At 42.0% G+C, this 19,668-nt stretch carries 5 protein-coding genes; all 5 read right to left on the reverse strand.

Features of this window, described 5'->3' with window-relative positions; genetic code table 11:
• Positions 1 to 20: 20 nt before the first annotated feature.
• The 5 genes from I8751_RS18015 to I8751_RS18035 are packed head-to-tail and all read right to left on the reverse strand — an operon-like array spanning position 21 to position 19,650.
• Complete coding sequence (locus I8751_RS18015; protein ID WP_214440495.1) at positions 21 to 4,649, reverse strand: non-ribosomal peptide synthetase; 4,629 nt, start codon at positions 4,647 to 4,649, stop codon at positions 21 to 23.
• Positions 4,646 to 10,498, reverse strand: coding sequence for a type I polyketide synthase (locus I8751_RS18020; protein WP_214440496.1), 5,853 nt, complete (start codon positions 10,496 to 10,498; stop codon positions 4,646 to 4,648). The genes I8751_RS18015 and I8751_RS18020 overlap by 4 nt, the downstream gene beginning before the upstream one ends.
• A 44-nt stretch (positions 10,499 to 10,542) precedes the next feature.
• Positions 10,543 to 13,716, reverse strand: coding sequence for a non-ribosomal peptide synthetase (locus I8751_RS18025; protein ID WP_214440497.1), 3,174 nt, complete (start codon positions 13,714 to 13,716; stop codon positions 10,543 to 10,545).
• 16 nt (positions 13,717 to 13,732) lie between these two features.
• On the reverse strand, positions 13,733 to 14,746 hold the full coding sequence (locus I8751_RS18030) for a TauD/TfdA family dioxygenase (protein WP_214440498.1): 1,014 nt from the start codon (positions 14,744 to 14,746) through the stop codon (positions 13,733 to 13,735).
• A gap of 32 nt (positions 14,747 to 14,778) precedes the next feature.
• Entirely contained in the window at positions 14,779 to 19,650 is a 4,872-nt protein-coding gene (locus I8751_RS18035) for a non-ribosomal peptide synthetase (protein ID WP_214440499.1), read from the reverse strand.
• Positions 19,651 to 19,668 lie beyond the last annotated feature (18 nt).

Raw genomic sequence — 19,668 nt, forward strand, 5'->3', positions numbered from 1 at the left:
TTATTTTCCTCCAAATTTGCCTAACTAATTTCCATTTCTGTAAACACGTTTTCTAGTGCTTCTAAACTCAAATCAACATCAGGAAAATCCGTAAGAGTATAGCCACCAGCATCGGGAGATTGACAGTGAGTAATCAGTTGTTGGAGCATTTCCTGAAAATGTTTAGCTAAGGACTCTATTGTTGTGTGGTCATAAAGATTGGTACTGTATGTCCAGTCAAGTTTCAATTGTCCATCGCTGACTAAACTGTTAATTTCTAAAAGATGACTGCGTTGGCTTTGTAAACTACGAGGTTGACCGCTAGACTCTGAAGCCAAGCTAAACAAAGATGATTCAGCAAATGTTTGATCAAATTGACCCAAATAGTTAAATAATACTTCTGGTTGGGCGACAGCAATTTCTCGATCATCAGCCAAATACCGTAAAACTCCATAGCCAATACCTCGTTGAGGAATTTGGCGTAATTTTTCTTTGACGGTCTTTAAGGCTTCACCAGGATGAACAACATTTTCTAAACTTAGATGTACTGGAAATACAGTAGTAAACCAGCCTACAGTCCGCGATAAATCTGCATGATCAAAAATTGCCTCTCGTCCATGACCTTCTAAATCTACTAATAGTGATGTCTTACCTGTCCATTGGGCGAAAGTTTGAATTAATGCTGTGAGTAAAACATCATTAATTTGAGTGTTATAAGCTTTTGGAACTTCTTGTAATAAGGCTTGAGTTAGCTCTTTACTAAGGGTAATAGATACTTTGCTAGCAGAAGCTTCTATATTTTCGCCTTGGGTATAGTCTACTGGTAAGCGAGTTTGTGAATGTTCGTTGATAGCTAACCAATAATTTCTCTCTCGCTGCAAGGCATCTGAATTAACATATTCCTGTAACAAATAAGACCAATGCTTAAAGGAAGTAGTTTTAGCTGGTAACTGTATTGTTTGACCTTGGCTCAACTGTTGATAAGCTGTCTGCAAATCTTCTAATAAAATCCGCCAAGACACACCATCGACAGCTAAGTGATGAATAACAAATAACAGGCGTTGAGATTTACCTGCACCTAAGTCAAACAAAGCTATTTGCACCAACCCAGTTGATAAATTCAAGCTAGTTTGTAATTTCGTAGCTGTTGCTTCTATGGCTGTGCGTTGTTCTGTTTCCGACAACTGAGAAAAATCATAACGTGTGAATGGCACATCATCATCAGGATGAGTTATTATCTGCTGCCATCTGGATGTATTTTGCTCAAAACGCAGACGTAGTGCATCGTGATGTCTGAGAATTTCTTGAAGAGCTTGCTGAAGTAATTTAATATCAAGAGTTTGGCGTACTTCCAGCAAAACAGCTTGATTGAAATGGTGGGGGTTAGGTAAGTACTGTGCAAAAAACCAGTGCTGAATGGGTGTGTGTGGTACTGCACCTGTGATAATTCCTTGTTCAGCTTTGATAGTTGGCTCTGTAATGCACACAACTGCCAAATCTGCAATATTTTGATGTTGGAATAGTTGTTTTGGTGTCAGTACCAGACCTGCTTGGTTAGCTTTGGCGATAATTTGCAAAGAGATAATTGAGTCACCGCCTAATTCAAAAAAGTTGTCATAAATACTTACTTGCTCGACGCGCAGCACTTCCGCCCAGATTTGGGCTAACTGCGCTTCTTGGGGAGTGCGGGGAGCGACGTAAGTTTCTTGATCTGCGAGTCTATTTATATCTGCAATTGGCAATGATTTGCGGTCTATCTTACCGTTTGGCAGTAATGGTAAAGCTCTCAGTGGTACAAACACTGATGGAATCATGTAATCAGGTAGTTTTTGTTGGAGAAAGTGGCGTAAGTCTCTGGGTGTGGGCTGTGAGTCCGTCACTATGTAAGCCACTAAGCGTTTGATTCCGCTACTATCTTCTTGCAGCACCACTACACTTGATTTGATTGTGGGATATTGATTGAGTGCGGCCTCAATTTCGCCTAATTCAATGCGGAAACCTCGCAACTTGACTTGATGGTCGATTCTTTCCAAAAATTCGAGATTACCATCAGGAAGATAGCGGACTAAATCTCCTGTTCTATAAAGCCTTTGTCCTTTTTCTAAGCTAAAGGGGTAAATAATAAACTTTTCGGCTGTTAAGTCTGGACGGTTGAGGTAGCTTCGCGCCAACCCATCACCACCTATGTAAAGTTCGCCTGGTACTCCAACAGGGACTAGGCGCAGATATTGATCTAGGACGTAAGTTTGTACATTCCCAATGGGATGTCCGATTGGTAACTTGGTATGAGATTTGTCTAATTTACAAGCGGTGGCAACTACGGTTGTTTCTGTAGGGCCATAGGTGTTGATTAACACGGGATATTCACCTACAAGTTGTTGCCAAGTTTGTACTGATTGTATAGCTGCTGCCTCTCCGCCAATAATTACTAATCGCAGTGACTCAGGCAGCATTAAATTATATGTATCTAAGTCTGATATAAGCTGTTGCCAGTAGGCAGTGGGCAAATCTAGGACTGTAAGTTGCAGTTCACGGCACTTTTGCAGAAATATGGCACTAGAACTCAACATTTCATCGCTACGCAGAATTAATGTTGCACCACACAGCAAACAAGGATAAATTTCTTCGGCGGCTGCATCAAAACTAATTGAGGCAAATTGTAATATACGATCGCTCTCTATGAAACCATATTCCTTAATAGCAGCCTCAGCAAAATTCACTAAAGACTGATGTTGAATCATCACACCTTTGGGTCGGCCTGTAGAGCCTGAAGTGTAAATTACATAAGCTAAATTTTCTGGTGTGGCAGTATGAAGTAGATTTTCTTGACTGTTTTGTGAAATTACTGACCAGTCGGTATCTAAAGTAATGACAGTTGCCTCATGCTCAGGCAGGTTGTTGACTAATTGCTGCTGCGTTAACAACACGGATACTTGTGCATCTGCCAGCATCCAAGCTATGCGTTCTTGGGGGTAAGCTGGATCTAGTGGTACGTAAGCTCCACCAGCTTTGAGGATAGCTAATAAAGCCACCACCATTTCTAAGGAACGTTCCACGCAAACACCCACCAACGTCTCAGGTTTCACACCCAAAGATTGTAAATGGTGCGCCAATTGATTCGCACGCGCATTCAACTGAGCATAGGTTAATTCTTCCCAGTCCTCATTTTCAAAAGATTCTTCAATTTTAAATTTTGAATTTTGAATTTTGAATTTAAGTGCTACAGCATCCGGTGTCTTCTCTACTTGCTCCTCAAATAATTCATGAATACACTTGTGATATGCATAATTAATCTGGGTTTGATTCCACTCGAATAGCACCTGATTTTGTTCTGCCTCGGTGAGAAACTGCAAATTTTTAAGTCGCTGCTGGGGGTTTGCCACTAAATCTGCTAACCAAGTTTGCATATTTGCTAAAAACCGTTTGACAGTTGTAGTGTCAAAGCGGCATGTATCGTAGGCAATATCTAGTTTTAATTGCGTACTTGGCTCTACTGTTAATGTCAGGGGATAATTTGTTTTCTCAAAAGAACGATAATTACTAAAGCCAATACTTTCACCTAGCTGCCATCTGGCAGCATCTACAGGAAAGTTATTAAAAACTAAAATAGTCTCAAATAATGGCAACCCAGGTGCAATGTCACTCCAACGTTGAATTTGTGACAAAGAGGTGTATTCGTACTGCCGGAGTTCTATTTGTTCTGCTTGTAATTGTTTGAGCCAATGTAAAACTAAGGTATCGCCTGTTAGCTGTACCCGTAAAGGTAAGGTACTCAGAAATAATCCGGCGATCGCCTCTACTCCCAATAATGCAGGTGGTCTACCAGAAGATGTAATCCCAAACATGACATCGGTTTCACCACTGTAACGACTCAACAGCACCGACCACACTCCTTGAATTAACACATTCAAGGTGAGCTGATGTTGACGAGCAAAAGACTGTAAAGTGGCTGTGAAATCCTCTGAAAAGATTAGCTGTTGAGTATCGTCATCTTCTTGATTGCTGGGTAAGCTCTGGGGACTTTGATCTACTGCTAAAGTTGTTGGTGCTTGTAAACCTTTGAGTTTTTCTCGCCAAAATACCTCAGCTTTTGACAAGTCTTGTTGCTGTAGCCAAGCAATGTAGTCACGATAAGGACGAACAGGTGCTAACTGATAAATTTTTTCTTGACACAATGCTTGATATATGCAATTAAAGTCTTGCCACAGCAAAGACCAAGACCAGCCATCAAGTAAGATATGGTGATGGCTACGGACAAAATAATAGGTATCGTCAGTCAGTTTGATTAAGGTAATGCGTAGTAACGGTGCTTGAGACAGATTAAAACCTTGTAGGCGATCGCTACCTAAAAAACTCTCTAATTTACTTTGTTGTTCATGTTGAGATATTTCTCGCCAGTCTAATTCTAAAAACGGCACACATACCTGTTGATAGACAACTTGAAACGGCTGCTCTAACCCTTCCCAGTAGAAAGCAGTACGTAAAATTGGGTGACGATCTACAACTTGCTGCCAAGCTTGGACAAATGCGGAAATATTCAGGTTGCCATTTAAGGTACAGCTTAACTGCTCGAAATACACTCCCGAATTGGGTGCAGCTAGGGTGTGAAACAGCAAGCCTTGCTGCATCGGCGAAAGTTCATATATGTCTTGAATATTCTCTGGGTTCATTGCGACTTCCTCCTGTCAGATAGGCTGATTTGAGTTAGCAATTTACTCAAATCTGTTTGGCTGAGTTTTGCTGCTGAAAAGTCTGAGGGTGTATAGCTGACAGCTTTGGGTGATTGGCAGTGAGTGATAAATTGCTGGATGGCTTTGACAAAATTTTGCGCCAAAACCTCTATCGTGGTGCGTTGATGTAGATTCTCGCTATATGTCCACTTCACCTGCATCTGACCACCACTAACAAAGGCTGTAATCTGGAACAAATGCGGACGAATTCCCTGGGGAGAGCGTTCTATTTGTTTGCTGTCTAGCAGCAGCCGGAATAGTGATGATTCCGGTACGCTGTCTGCAAGTTGACCAAGATAAAGAAAAATGACCTCTGGTTGGGGAAAGCTCTGAAGTTTTGACCCTTCCACGCTCAAGTAACGCAGTACACCATAGCTCAAACCTTGATCGGGAAGGCGACGGACTTGTTCTTTGACCGTCTGCAAAATATCCCCAGGATTTTCGGCTTGGTCTAACTTCAAGAGTAGGGGAGCGATGGTTGTAAACCAGCCAACTGTCCGCGACAAGTCAACATCTTCTAAGAGAACATCCCGCCCATTTCCTTCTAAGTCTAAAAGTAAAGAGCGATCGCCTGTCCATTGAGCAAAGGCTTGTAACAATCCTGCTAATAATACTTCTTCTATCTGGAGGCGATAAGTGCTAGAAACCTGTTGCAACGGTTCTGCATCCAGTGTCACCGTTATAATTTGCGCCGATGCAACTGTATTTACACCTTGTGCATAGTCTCTAGGTAAACGGGTTACGGGGTGAGAAAGTTGTTCTAGCCAATAATCCAAATCAGAATTGAACTTTTGTTGTTGTAGTTGTGTTGTCCATTGTTGAAATGAGGTTGTTTTTGGTGGTAATTTTACCCCTAGACCTTGGCTTAATTGCTGATAGACTGTGTGCAAATCCTCAAGGAAAATTCGCCAGGAAGTCACATCAACTGCTAAATGATGAATGACAATCAACAAGCGGCTAGTTACTTTTGCACCTAAGTTAAATAAACCAACCCGCACTATCGGCCCAAACGATAAATTCAAACTGGCTTGTAATTGGGCAGATGCCTTTTCCATTGCCAAATTTTGCTGTTCTGCTGAGAGTTCAGACAAATCCAGACATGTCAATGGCACAGTTTCATCAACAGGCGCATTCACTTGTTGCCAGCCAGATTCCCCAGCCATAAATCGCAGACGTAAGGCATCGTGATGCGCTAGTAAATGCTGTAACGTCTCTTTTAAGAAGCTCACATCTAGTCCTTGCGAGACTTCTAGTGTGATTGACTGATTCCAGTGGTGTGCTTCCGGCTGATTTTGTGTCCAAAACCACTGTTGAATGGGTGATAAAGGTACTAAACCTGTAACACAACCCTGTTCTGCTTGATTATTTTGATGGGTACTAGCAACTGCTGCTAACTCAGCAATTGTTTGATGTTCAAAAACTTGTTTAGTCGCTAACTTTAAACCAGCTTGATTGGCACGAGCAATCAACTGGATACCTAAAACAGAATCTCCTCCTAGTTCAAAGAAGTTATCGTAGATACCGACAACAGCAACACCAAGTAGCTGTTGCCAAATCTCCACCATGATTTGTTCAATCTGATTTGTAGGTGCAGCATAAGCACTTGATAAATTTGGGCGTGTATGCAGTGATAGCAAGTCTACTTTTTTGGTAGCTACCTGTGTTGTCCATTGATTGAGTCTGGCTTGTAAATCAACTGTGGAGACAATAACCTGACTCACTCCTTGTAGAGATAAAATGCGTCGCCAAGCTGCAATAGCTTCCTGTGGTGTCAACCCTTCTGTAGTGGTGGCGGGTTCAGTCAGCCAGCTATCCCAATTGATACTAATCCAAGGTGTAGAACTGGTGCGGTTGCGATCGCAAGCAAAGACATCAAGAAAAATGTGTGCGGCGGGATAAGCAGCTTTCCCTAATAAGCCTAATACCGATGCTAAAGAAGATATTAAAATGCAAAAATCTACTGATATCGTTTGTAATAATTGTTCTAAGACATACAGCCCTTGAATTTTAGGTGCAAATTGCTGTTGGCATTCCTCACGACTGATTTCTTGGACAGTGTTGACTGCTTTGACACCTGCTGCATGAATTACACCGTTGATTTCTCCAAATTGCTCTAGCCCTAGGGAGATAGCCCTTTGCATTTGTGTCAACGAGGTAACATCAGCAGTAATTACCAACACCTCAGCACCTAATGCTTCTAGTGCTTGTACTTGCTGAATTTTGCTGCTAGTAGGATCTGCTGCGTCGTGAGCTGCTAACCATGTTGCCCATGCTGTTTTCTGAGGTAAGGGAGAACGGCTGATGAGTATGAGTTTGGCTTGTAATGTCTCGGCTAGATGTTCTGCTAGCACTTTACCAATACCACCTAGTCCACCAGTGATCAAATAGACTCCTTTTTGCCGTAACCGGGTCTTGGTTTCAGTAGTCGCTTCTAATTTGAATGATTCAAAGGTTTCTACCCAGCGATGGCTACTACGGTAAGCAACGACTAAATCGGGAGATAGGCTCGTGAGTTCGGCTAGCAGTTGGGGTGTGAGTTGGTTAGTTCCAGTTATATCAATTTGACGGCAGGTAATCTGGGGGTATTCTTGGGGAATGACTTTGCACAGTCCCAATACTGTCGCTTTTTCTGGGCAAAGAAGCTCATCGCCGTTAACTTCATGGGTGCTGTTAGTAACAACTATGATTTGTAACTGCTGTGTTGTTTCTTGTTTGCCTAGTGCTTGCACCAAGAAAAGTAGACTGTAAAAACCGTAGTCTTGACAGGTAGCAAAAAATTCAGGGGTGGAACGATCGCACTCTTGAGGAATCAGACTCCAAAAATGAGCGATCGCTTGCGGAATTTTCTCTTGGTTACGCAGTTGTGTAAATAGGCGATCGTAGTCATCTGGAACTTTGGGGTTAATGGCGTAGGCATTATTCCCCAGTTGAGTAAACTGCTCTCCTACAGTCACAGTAATGACTTCTTCCGCCTCTAGTTGTGCTACCACTGGCTCACTGACACCAAAGGTATCTAAAAATACTAGCCATCGTGATTTAGCAGCAGACTTGCTAGGCAAAAAAGAACGTTTCCAAGAAGGCAGATAAAACCAGTCAGCAATGTCAGATTTTTTACCTAGTTGATGCAGATTAGCAACTTTCGCTTGTGGTTCAATCCAATAACGCTGGCGTTCAAAAGGATAGGTAGGCAAAGGGATACGCTGTCTTTGTTCATCTTTATAAAAGCCAGTCCAGTCTATTTGCACTCCAGCCAGCCATAATCTTGAAACAGTATTGAGGATAAACTCTATGTCTGCAAGTTGCTCTTGTGGATGCCGCAGCGAAGTTAACACTACAGCTTGTGGCGCTTGATGCCGCTTAACTAAGGTGCTAAGTGTTCTACCAGGGCCTACTTCTAATAATACTCGCTCTGGTTGTTGCAATAGCTCCGTCATTCCTTCACTAAACCGCACTGTTTGCCGTAGATGTTTCGCCCAGTAGTGAGGATCGGTGGCTTCAGTCGCAGTAATCCAAGTCCCAGTGACGTTAGAGATAAAAGGAATTTGCGGAGAGTTGAGCTTGATTTTTTGTATTTGTTGTGTGAGCGGTGCTACTATCTCATCCATCATCTGGGAATGGAAGGCATGAGAAGTGTGCAGGCGGCGACAATCTACACCTTGGGCTGTGAGGCGATTTTCTAAGGCTGCTACTGCGGTTATCGAGCCGGAAACTACACACAGTGAAGGCGCATTACTCGCAGCTAAAGATAATTCTGCACTCAACCAAGGTTCTACCTCTTGGGCAGACAGGGAAACAGAAAGCATCGCCCCTGGTTCTAGTTGCTGCATTAGCTTCCCACGAGTTGCCACCAATACCAAAGCCTCTGCTAAGGAAAACACACCAGCTAGAGTTGCTGCCACATATTCCCCGATACTGTTACCAATCATGGCTTGTGGTTGTATGCCCCATGCCATCCACAGTTTTGCTAGGGCATATTCAATCACAAATAAGGCAGGCTGAGTTAAGGCAGTCTGTTGTAGTTGGGCTTGTGTAGAACTGGGATAGAGGATTTCTCTTAAATCTAGTTCTAAATGTGGTTTGAGTATTTCACAACAATCATCAACCTGTTGCTTAAAAATTGGCTCATTTTCGTACAGTTCCTGCCCCATGTTAGTATACTGTGCGCCTTGTCCGGGGAACATGAAAGTAACTGAGCGATCGCCTATTTCTTGATAACTAGTCAAAAGTCGCTGCTGGTCTGATTTGAGCGTCTGTACAGCATCATCTAAATTTTGACAAACCAACGTCCGGCGATGGGGGAACCTTCTTCGACCAATTTGCAGGGTATAGGCAACATCCGCTAGGTTGACATCGGGATGACACTCTAAATAATTAGCGAGATTTGCCGTAGCAGTTTCTAAGGCCGACGCAGTTTTGGCAGAAAGTAGCAATACCTGCCAAGGACGAGAAGCACTGGTGGCGGCTTCGACAATTGGGGCTTCTTCTACAATCAGATGGGCATTAGTACCACCAATTCCAAAGGAACTTACACCCGCACGACGAGGATAGTGATTTGTCTGCCAGGGTGTCAGTTGCGTGTTGACGTAAAAAGGACTGTGAGCGAAATCAATTTGGGGATTCGGCTGCTCAAAATGTAAACTCGGTGGTATTTCCTGGTGTTGCAGGGCGAGGACTGTTTTAATGAAACCTGCCATCCCTGCGGCGGCGTTTAAATGTCCAAAGTTGGTTTTGACAGAACCAATGGCACAGAATCTGTGTTTTTCGGTTTTGGACTGGAAAGCTTGGGTAAGTGCGGCGATTTCAATAGGATCACCCAAGGCAGTACCAGTACCGTGTGCTTCTACATAACTGATAGTTTCTGGCTCAATTCCGGCGACAGCTTGCGCCTCAGCAATGACTTTGGCTTGACCGTCAATACTAGGCGCAGTGTAGCCAACTTTTAAAGCACCATCATTATTAACTGCCGAGCCTTTGATGATAGCGTGAATGCGATCGCCATCTCTCAAAGCATCTGCCAGTCTCTTTAATACGACAATTCCTATACCATTACCGCGTACAGTTCCTTGTGCTTGAGCATCAAAAGCACGACAATGACCGTCAGGAGAAGCAATTCCACCCTCTTGATATAGATATCCAGCTTTCTGGGGCAAAGTTACCGAAACTCCACCAGCCAAAGCCATATCACATTCACCACATAACAAGCTTTGACAAGCTAAATGTACTGCGACTAAAGAGGTAGAACAAGCTGTTTGAATAGTAATTCCTGATCCTTGGAGGTTAAGTTTATATGCTACCCGTGTAGTTAGTAAATCTTGTTGATTACTAAACTTTAATTGTTCTAAACCAACAGATTTCACTAAATCAGGGTTAGAAAAAAGATTGAATAAAAAATAAGTATTTACACTAGCGCCAGCATATATACTAATCCGACCGTCATAATTTTCTGAGTCGTAACCAGCACTTTCTAAAACCTCCCAAGCGCACTCTAAAAATAAACGTGCTTGTGGATCGAGAATTTCCGCTTCTCTAGGTGAATATCCAAAAAAATTTGCATCAAATAGTTCTACATCTGCCAAAACACCATTTGCTTTTACATAATTAGGATGATTCAGTAAATCTCGTTCTGAATCAATTAACTCGGCTTCTTCATTAGAAAAAAAAGAAATAGACTCTACACCATTTCGTATATTTTCCCAATATTCCTGTACATTATTCGCCCCAGGAAATCTGCCAACCATACTAATAATAGCTATATTATTTAAGTTATCAGACTCGCTATAATCACTCATTTTTAGCCTACTTGTTGTTTAAATATTTAGGTATATACTTGCTCTTAAAGATTCGTTTTATTTTTCCCTCTCTGCTTCCTCTGTGCCTCTGCGGTTCGTTTGACAAAATTTTGTCGCATCTGCGCCCGTTCATGACTTTGCTCTAAAGACGATGACTGTTGATTATCTGTTTGACTTAAATACTTAGCTAAAGCATTGATAGTAGGATTTTGAAAAATATCATTAGCGGAAATATTTCGATTAAACTTTTGCTGTAGTTTTACAGAAAGCTGAATAATTAGTAAAGAATGCCCACCTAATTCAAAGAAATTATCATAAATTCCTACCTTTTCTACTGCCAACACTTCTTGCCAAATTTCAGCAATAATTCGCTCTGCCTCATTGCGAGGAGGAATGTAAGCTGCGGCTATTTCCGGGCGAACTTTGTCAGGTGCAGGTAACTCTAGACGATTAACTTTGCCATTAGCGGTTAATGGTAAATTCTTGAGTTGTACAAAATGTGCAGGCAACATATATTCAGGTAGTTTCTGCTTTAAGAAACTCCGTAGTTCATGCACATCAATTGCTGTTTGCTGATGGGTAACAATATATGCCACAAGTTGCTTTTGTCCTGGGTTATCTTCCCGTAATACAACGACTACCTCACGCACACTTGGGTGTTGACTCAGGACGGCGGTAATTTCCCCCAATTCCACACGGAAGCCATGCAATTTCACTTGGTCATCAACACGCCCGACAAATTCCAAGTTGCCATCAGGAAGATACCGTGCCTGGTCTCCTGTTTTGTACAGTCTTGCCCCTGGTGTATGATTGAAGGGGTTTTGAATAAAGCGATCGCTAGTCATCTCTGGCTGATTTAGATAACCACGCGCTACACTATCACCGCCAATGTAAATTTCACCTGTGACACCTATGGGTACAGGTTGCTGATATTTATCGAGGAGATAAATTTGTGTATTAGCTAAAGGACGACCCAGAGGCACTTTTCCTGATTTAGCATTAGTGGGTACAGCATAGGTCAGCACTCCAACGGTGGTTTCTGTAGGGCCATAATGGTTGAATATTTGACAATTTGGCGCATATTTGCGTACTAACTCGATTAACTCCCAATTACAAGCTTCGCCACCAAGAATCAAACGCTGACGGGGCAAAATTTGCTGTGCATATTCGGAGGACAGAAGTGCGGATAGATGAGAAGGCACAATCTTTAAACAGTCAATTTGATATCGGCTGCAATAATCAGCCAGTGCTTGAGGATTGGTAGCACGTTCACTAGAGATAATATGCAGGCATCCGCCTGTACACAAAGCTGCAAAAATGGCTGTATTACCTAAGTCAGCTGCAAAGGTGGAAACAGTGGCAAAGTTGGCACTTATTGGTAAGTTGAGTTTTTCTAAAATGCCGTTGAGGTAGTTCAGCAGGTGGCGATGTTCAACAGCAACACCTTTCGGTTTACCCGTAGAACCAGATGTGTAAATTATATATGCTAAGTTTTTGCTACCAACAGGGTGAAGTTGTGGGTTAGATAACTGAATGTCTGCGTCTAGACATAAGACCTGTACTTGATTTTGGTCAATGAGGTGTACAAAATGTCTTTGAGTCAACAATACTGATACTTGGGCATCATGCAATCTCCAGGCTACGGCTGCTGGCGGTAAACTGGGATCTAGAGGTAGGTATGCCCCACCTGCTTTTAAGATACCGAGAATACCAATTGCCAGTTCTAGAGAACGTTCGATATAAAGCGCGACGACTGTTTCGGGTTTAACTCCCAAGGATACCAATTTTTGCGCTACGACATTGGCTTTGGTATCTAGTTGCTGATAAGTTAATTTTTCATCTTCAAAGACAACAGCGATGTTATTTGGCGTGCTGCGTGCTTGGGCTTCAAACCAATGATGAATACACTGGTAGGGAGGAGCAGCAGATTGAGTTTGATTAAATTCAAATAATAATTGCTGACGTTCTAGAGGGCTAAGAATTTCTAATTTACCTACGTTTGTTTCAGGATTTTTGACTGCATTGCTTAATAAAGTTTGCCATTGCTGTGCTAATCGCTCAATATCTCCTTGACTAAACAAATTAGCATCATAGTGCAGTTCTGTTATTAAAGAATTATCTTTTAGCCAACAGGAGAGTTTAACTTTAAAGCGTTCTATACAAGCGTGTTGTTTTTGAACTGTGAATGTAATATTGTCAGCTAAATATTGATGAGGCTGTGAGTTAAAGTCAAAGGCAAAAGGTAAAAATAATTCTTGGCTATCAATATCTTCCCAACTAAAGGTGTCTTGCCATTGCTCAATTTCGCTAATTTTTGTGTTTAGCTGTTGCCAAATTTCAGCAAATGTAGAGTCTTCTTTAAAGGCACAAGATACAGGGATATATTTAGCTAATAATCCCAGTGCGGGCTTTAATTCTGCATAATTTCTGCCATCAAAACAAGTGGCGATCGCTATTTCTATTTCTCCTGTCAGCCGCGATAATAAAATCTGCCAGCTAGACATGAGTAATGTCGCTATCTTCTCAGCATCTTCATTCGCCAATACTGCCAGATTATTTATAAGATCAGGAGATAAATTAATGTTGATTGCTTGTGGATTGAATGCCAGGGGTTTTGTGGACGATTGTTCACTAGGTAACTTACCTGCAATTAAGTGATAAATATTCTGTTTGTGCCAATAATCTTTACCTATTTCTGCTTCTTTGCCTACTAATAATTCATTCTGCCAAGCCGAAATATCAGCATATTGTATAGGCTCATTAGTTAACTCTTTAACAGTATAAGCCGTGAAAATTTCTTGAACCAGATTATGAAGCGATATTATATCTCCACAAATAGCCGATAATGTAATAATTAATATATATTTATTTTGAAAAAAGTTAGTTAAACTAATATCTAAAACACTCCCATTTTCTAGGTTAAAGATGGTTGGTTTTGAATGGTAGTTTTGAATTTTATTAATTTGAAAATCATTATTTTCTGTGATTACTTGTAAAGGCACAGACATTCCTTTAATTGTGGAAAATTTAGTGCGGAGTATTTCATATCTATTAATAACTTTTTGGATAGATGACTCCAAAGAAGATAAGTTGATATCTCCTGTAATTTCTATCATAAGTTTCACAATATATGCTTGGCGATCGCCTGCTTGTTGCAACTGCCATAAACGCTTTTGTTGTGGTGAAATTTGAAACCCTTCTATAGAAATATTTTGCATATTTTTTACACTATATTTAATCCAAAGAATAAGGTTCAGCCATGCCTACCAAAACTTGTCTTGAACCAACAAAAGGCTGACGACCATGAGCAGTTAGCATATTATCTAACATTAAAATATCACCTGCTTGCCAAGGAAACATCACTGCTTCTTGCCAATAGATTTCATTAATTTCTGCTAACACCGAATTTGCAATTTCTGAACCATCTCCATAATAAGCATTACGAGGTAAATCTTCTGTCTTGACTATTGCAAGTAAAGACTCTCGCACCTCTGTTTTTAAACTAGATACATGAAATAGATGAGCTTGATTAAACCAAACCATATCACCTGTTTGAGGATGAATTGCAACTGCTTGACAAACTTGACGAGTTCTTAACTGATTTCCATCTGCTAACCATGCAAATTCAATCCCCACATTCCGGCAATAGTTTTCTACCTCTGATTTTTGATTAGTTTGAAATACAGTTTCCCAATCTAAATCTAAACCTTGGCCATAATTACGGACATACATTACCTTTTTTTCAATAAATTCCTCTTTAATCTTTGGAGGAATACGTTGCCAAATTTTGCGACTATCAGCAATTGGAGTTTCTCCACCTTTCTCTGCAACCTCGACACAAAAGAAACCAATCTTCATTGGCCAACTGCTAGAATAGGCCATTTCATTGTGTAAAGGAATTGATTCTGCTGGTGGATATTCAGTAGATGTATATATCTTACCGCTAACTTGACTGCGAGGAGTTGAGCGATAAGAATATTCAATTAATTCGCTAGAAATCGCTTGAATACAAACTTGAAAATCTTCAGGATTGATTAAATTAAAGTTGCGAAATAAAATCCCACCATACTGGAATAATTGTGTTTCTAACCATTGACGATTGTTAGCAATCCAGGCTGCCAAATCTATACCATCAACAGCAGGTTGAATGACTAACGGAAGTTTCTGCTCATTAATAAACTCCGTTTTGATGAGTTTTTCTGAAGAAACGATAATTGGTTTGCGTTTAATAGATTTTATATTCATCATAAATATGAACCATAAAAAAGACAAAAAGAAAATTATTGACTGATTCCGGTAATAGTTTTACGAGTAATTTGTCCTAATTTTTTACGACTTACTTGTTTAAATTCTTTATTTTTGAGTATTTGTTGTTGTTTTTCAGATTCATCTAAAATTTGTACTAATTGAGCCAGTTTAATTTCTGGTTGTTGTACAACTGTAGCTAGCAGAGTTTCTAGAAGTTCTGCCATTCGAGCAATAGTTGACGCATTGAACAAATCCTTTTTGTACTCAAAAAAACCTTTAATTCCCTCTGGCGTTTCTGATAAATCCAGTTTTAAATCATGCCGCACTGTGCCACTTTCAGTATCTAATAGTTTCAGATCGAGTTCAGGCAATTGAAAAGTTGACATGGGAGCATTTTGCAAAACAAACCACACCTGGAAAAAGGGTGTATGATTTAAGCTGCGTTCTGGCTGTAGTTCTGCGACTAATTTTTCAAACGGCAAATCTTGGTGAGTGTATGCACCTAAAGCAACTTCCCGCACCCGTCGCAATAACTCTTCAAAACTGGGATTATCTACAAGATTTGTCCGTAGTACTAAAGTATTGACAAAGAAACCAATCAAACCTTCAACTTCGCGCCGATTACGGTTGGCGATGGGTGAACCTACAAGGATGTCTTCCTGCGCTGTGTAGTGATGCAGTAGGACGTTGAACGCTGTTAACAAGGTCATAAACAGGGTGACACCAGTTTTCTGACTCAAGAATTTCAAAGATTGGGAAAGTGTGGGAGAAAGGGTCAATGAATGTTTTGCACCAATGGCGGTTTGCAATGCTGAACGAGGTTGGTCTGTGGGCAATTCGAGTATGCTGTTCGCGCCTGCTAGTTGTTGTTTCCAGTAACTAAGTTGAGTATCGAATAATTCTGTTTGTAGTTGCTGCTGTTGCCACACAGCATAGTCTGCATACTGAATCTCTAACTCTGGCAGACATTGCATACTTGCAGGATGATTTTGTTGGTTTTGTGGGATAGGCATCTTGCCCATCCCACAAGAATCATCTTTTGTTTCAGCAACGCCCTCTGGTAATGTCGTAGGCTGGTTATTGACAAAAGCTTCGTAAAGTACGGACATTTCCCGAATTAACACTCCAGCTGACCAGCCATCAGAAATGATGTGGTGCATTGTTACTAGCAAAAGATGCTCTTGGCTACTGAGGCGTAATAAAACCAGTCGTAGCAAAGGGGTGCGTGTGAGGTCAAAGGGTTGCTGGTCATTTTCCAAGGCTAACTGGCGGATTTGTGCCTCACGTTCGATTGCTGGTATATCTTGTAAATCGACTATGGGCAAGCATAAGGTTAGCTGGGGAAGAATTTTTTGCACTGGTTTCCCATCTGAGAGTGCGAAGCATGTCCGCAAAATTTCATGCCGTCGGATAATTTCATTGATGCAATTTTCCAAAGCTGTAATATTGAGCCGCCCTTGCAACAGTAGGGTATTTGAGCCATTGTAGGCAGTGGAACTGGGGTCTAATTGTTGGAGAAACCAGAGCCGCTGCTGGGAAAATGATAGAGGTAAGTCCTTATCTCTAGGAACGCGGGTGATGGGGACAGACTGCCCAAGTTGCTTGCTAGTCATCGCTGCTTCAATATCAATAGCTAGTGCTGCAACCGTGGGGGATTCAAATAAGCGACGTAAGGGAATATCTATCTGAAAAACTTGGCGGACTCGTAACATTAGACGAGTAGCGAGGAGTGAGTGTCCACCTAGTTCAAAGAAATTGTGATGTAAGCCTACTTGCTGAACAGGAGGCAGGGAGAAAGGGGGAACTTCCTCTGCTCCTTTGCTGTGAATACTTAATATTTCTGTCCAGATACTAGCCAGCATTTCCTCTATGGGGGTGGCAAGACGAGTTGGGGTGCTTTCTGGGGTTAAGTCGGGTGCAGGTAGAGCTTTTCTGTCTATTTTGCCATTGGGTGTGAGTGGTAGTTTCTCTAGGAAAACAACAGCCGTTGGCAGCATATAATGAGGCAATTTTGACTGTAAAAATGCCCTTAGCTCTGATGTGGTGACTATTTGCTGTGGCTGAAGGACTGTGTAAGCAATTAAGTTGTCTTCTCGAAGTACGACTACTGCTTGCTGTACGGCTGGATGTGTAGATAAAACTGCTTCAATTTCCCCTAACTCAATGCGGAAGCCTCGCAGTTTGACTTGATTGTCAATCCGACCAATGTATTCTATATTTGCATCTGGGCGATAGCGTGCTAAGTCTCCTGTTTTGTAAAGCCGTTCACCTCCTTGAAAGGGGTGAGGAATAAACTGAGCATCTGTCAATTCTGGACGGTTGAGATAACCAAGGGCTAATCCCGCACCGCCAATATGTAATTCGCCAGGTACGCCCACAGGGGCTAGCTGCTGATGTGCGTCGAGGATGTAAAATTGAGTGTTAGCGATCGCTTTTCCAATAGGAATAATGCTATCTTGTCGTTCGTTGATATCGCTGTTTTCGACTTTGTGAACTGCTGCCCAAATTGTCGCTTCGGTAGGGCCGTATAAATTCCAAACTTCCTCACCCCGTGTTAATAACTGTTGGGCGAGGGAACAATCTAAAGCTTCACCACCACAGAGGATTTTTAATTGGTCGCTACCTTGCCAACCAGCCGCTAACAATAGTCGCCAAGTTGCTGGTGTGGCCTGCATGACTGTAATTTGCTCATGGGTGAGTTTGGCTAACAGTTGCATCCCATCAGCTGCTTCTTCTCGACTAGCCACTATTAAACAAGCGCCAGTAATTAACGGCAGATATATTTCGAGGGCGGCGATATCAAAAGATAATGTGGTGACTCCTAACAGCACATCTTCTGGAGTTAGTCCCAATGTTGGACGCATTGCACCCAGGAAATTTACTAAGGCGCTGTGTGGTATTTGTACGCCTTTGGGTTTACCTGTGGAGCCGGAAGTATAAATGATATATGCTAAATTCTCACCTGTAATCTCACTTCTGGGATTATCTGTATTGTGTTGAGCAATTTCCTGCCAGTCTGTATCTAAGCAAACGACTTGGGCTTGATGTTGGGGCAAGGTGGCGACTAAATTAGACTGAGTTAACAGCACCGGAACTTGAGCATCTTCTAACATGAATGCCAAGCGGGCTGTGGGATATGCCGGGTCAAGGGGTATGTATGCGCCACCTGCTTTGAGTATGCCCAACAGTCCGACGACCATATCTAAGGAACGCTCAACACAGATACCCACAAGTACTTCTGGCTTGACTCCCACCGATTGCAGATAATGGGCTAGTTGATTGGCTCGCTCGTTCAGTTGTTGGTAGGTTAATTTTTGCTCATCAAATACAACAGCTACAGCATCCGGTGTTTTCTCTACTTGCGCCTCAAATAATTGCTGGATGCACTGACAATCACAGAAGTCTGTTTGAGTGCTGTTCCATAGCAATAGTTGCTGTTGCTCATCTGGGGTAAGCAGTGGTAAATCTGATAAGCGTTGTTGGGGATTGGTGACAATACCTGTTAATAGAGTCTGGAAATGCCCTAACATTCGACTAATGGTAGTGGCATCAAACAAATCGCTGTTATATTCCAATATTCCTGTGAGTCCCTGGTCGGTGTCTTCTAGGGACATGGTTAAATCAAATTTGGCTGTGTTGCTATGAATTTGCAAGCGTTTGAGCATTAACCCAGGCAATACCAAAGCCTGCATCGGGTCAGGTAGCAAGACAAACATTACTTGGAATAACGGACTATGGTTAAGATGTCGCTCTGGTTGCAGTTCTTCTACTAGCACCTCAAAAGGTAATTCTTCGTGAGTGTATGCTTCTAAAGCTACCTGTTGTACTCGCACCAGCAATTCCAAAAAACTGGGATTTCCTGATAAATCGGTACGTAGTGCCAAAGCATTGACAAAAAACCCAATTAGTCCTTGCACTTCGGTGCGGTTACGGTTGGCGATGGGAGAGCCGATGGTGATATCTTCTTGCCCAGTGTAGCGATAGAGCAGAGTTTGCCATGCAGCCAGTAAGGTCATGAATAGCGAGACATTTTGCTGCTGACTAAGAAACTTGAGTTTTTGAGTAAGACTGGCTGACAACTTCACAGACTCGATAGCACCCCGAAAGCTTTGTACAGGAGGACGGGGGTGGTCGGTGGGCAAGTCTAAAACTGCGGCTGCACCTATTAATTTTTGTCGCCAATACGTTAGTTGTTTTTCTCGAATTTCTCCTTGTAGCCACTGATGTTGCCAGAGGGCAAAGTCTGCATACTGAATAGGAAGTTCTGGTAATGGCGATGGTTTACCTTGAGAGTAAGCGTCGTAAAGAGCCGCAAATTCGCGAATCATCACACGCATCGACCAACCATCAGAAACAATGTGGTGCATGACAAGCACCAGCACGTGTTCTTGTTCGCCAAGCTGTAATAATATTGCCCGTAGTAATAAGTCTGTAGTTAAATCAAATGGTTTTTGAGATGTTTGCTCTTGCCATCGCTTGACTTCGCGCCATTGCAATTCTGATGGTAAATGGCTGAGGTTAATCAGGGGAATTTCTAAAGTCAAGTTGGGAGCGATAACTTGCACTGGTTGTTCCCCGTGCATAGTAAAGGTGGTGTGTAGAACTTCGTGGCGGTGAATAATTTCATTGATACTACGGTTTAATGCCTCGACATTTAGCCATCCCGTCAACTGCACGGCTACGGGTTGGTTGTATGTGGCACTTTTGGGGTCTAGCTGATGGAGAAACCATAACCGTTGTTGAGCAAAGGAAAGAGGAACAGATTGATTATGCGGACGTTTGGGAATAGTTTGCTCTGAAGAATCAGCAGCAAATTTACCCTGTAGCCGTTTTTCTAATAGCGCACGTTTGGCAAGTGAAAGTTGCGATCGCCGTTCTGTAATTTCCGCTTTTTTTCCGTCCATAATGCCCCCTACTCAACA

The sequence above is a fragment of the Atlanticothrix silvestris CENA357 genome (genome assembly GCF_016056295.1).
GTDB classification, from domain to species: domain Bacteria; phylum Cyanobacteriota; class Cyanobacteriia; order Cyanobacteriales; family Nostocaceae; genus Atlanticothrix; species Atlanticothrix silvestris.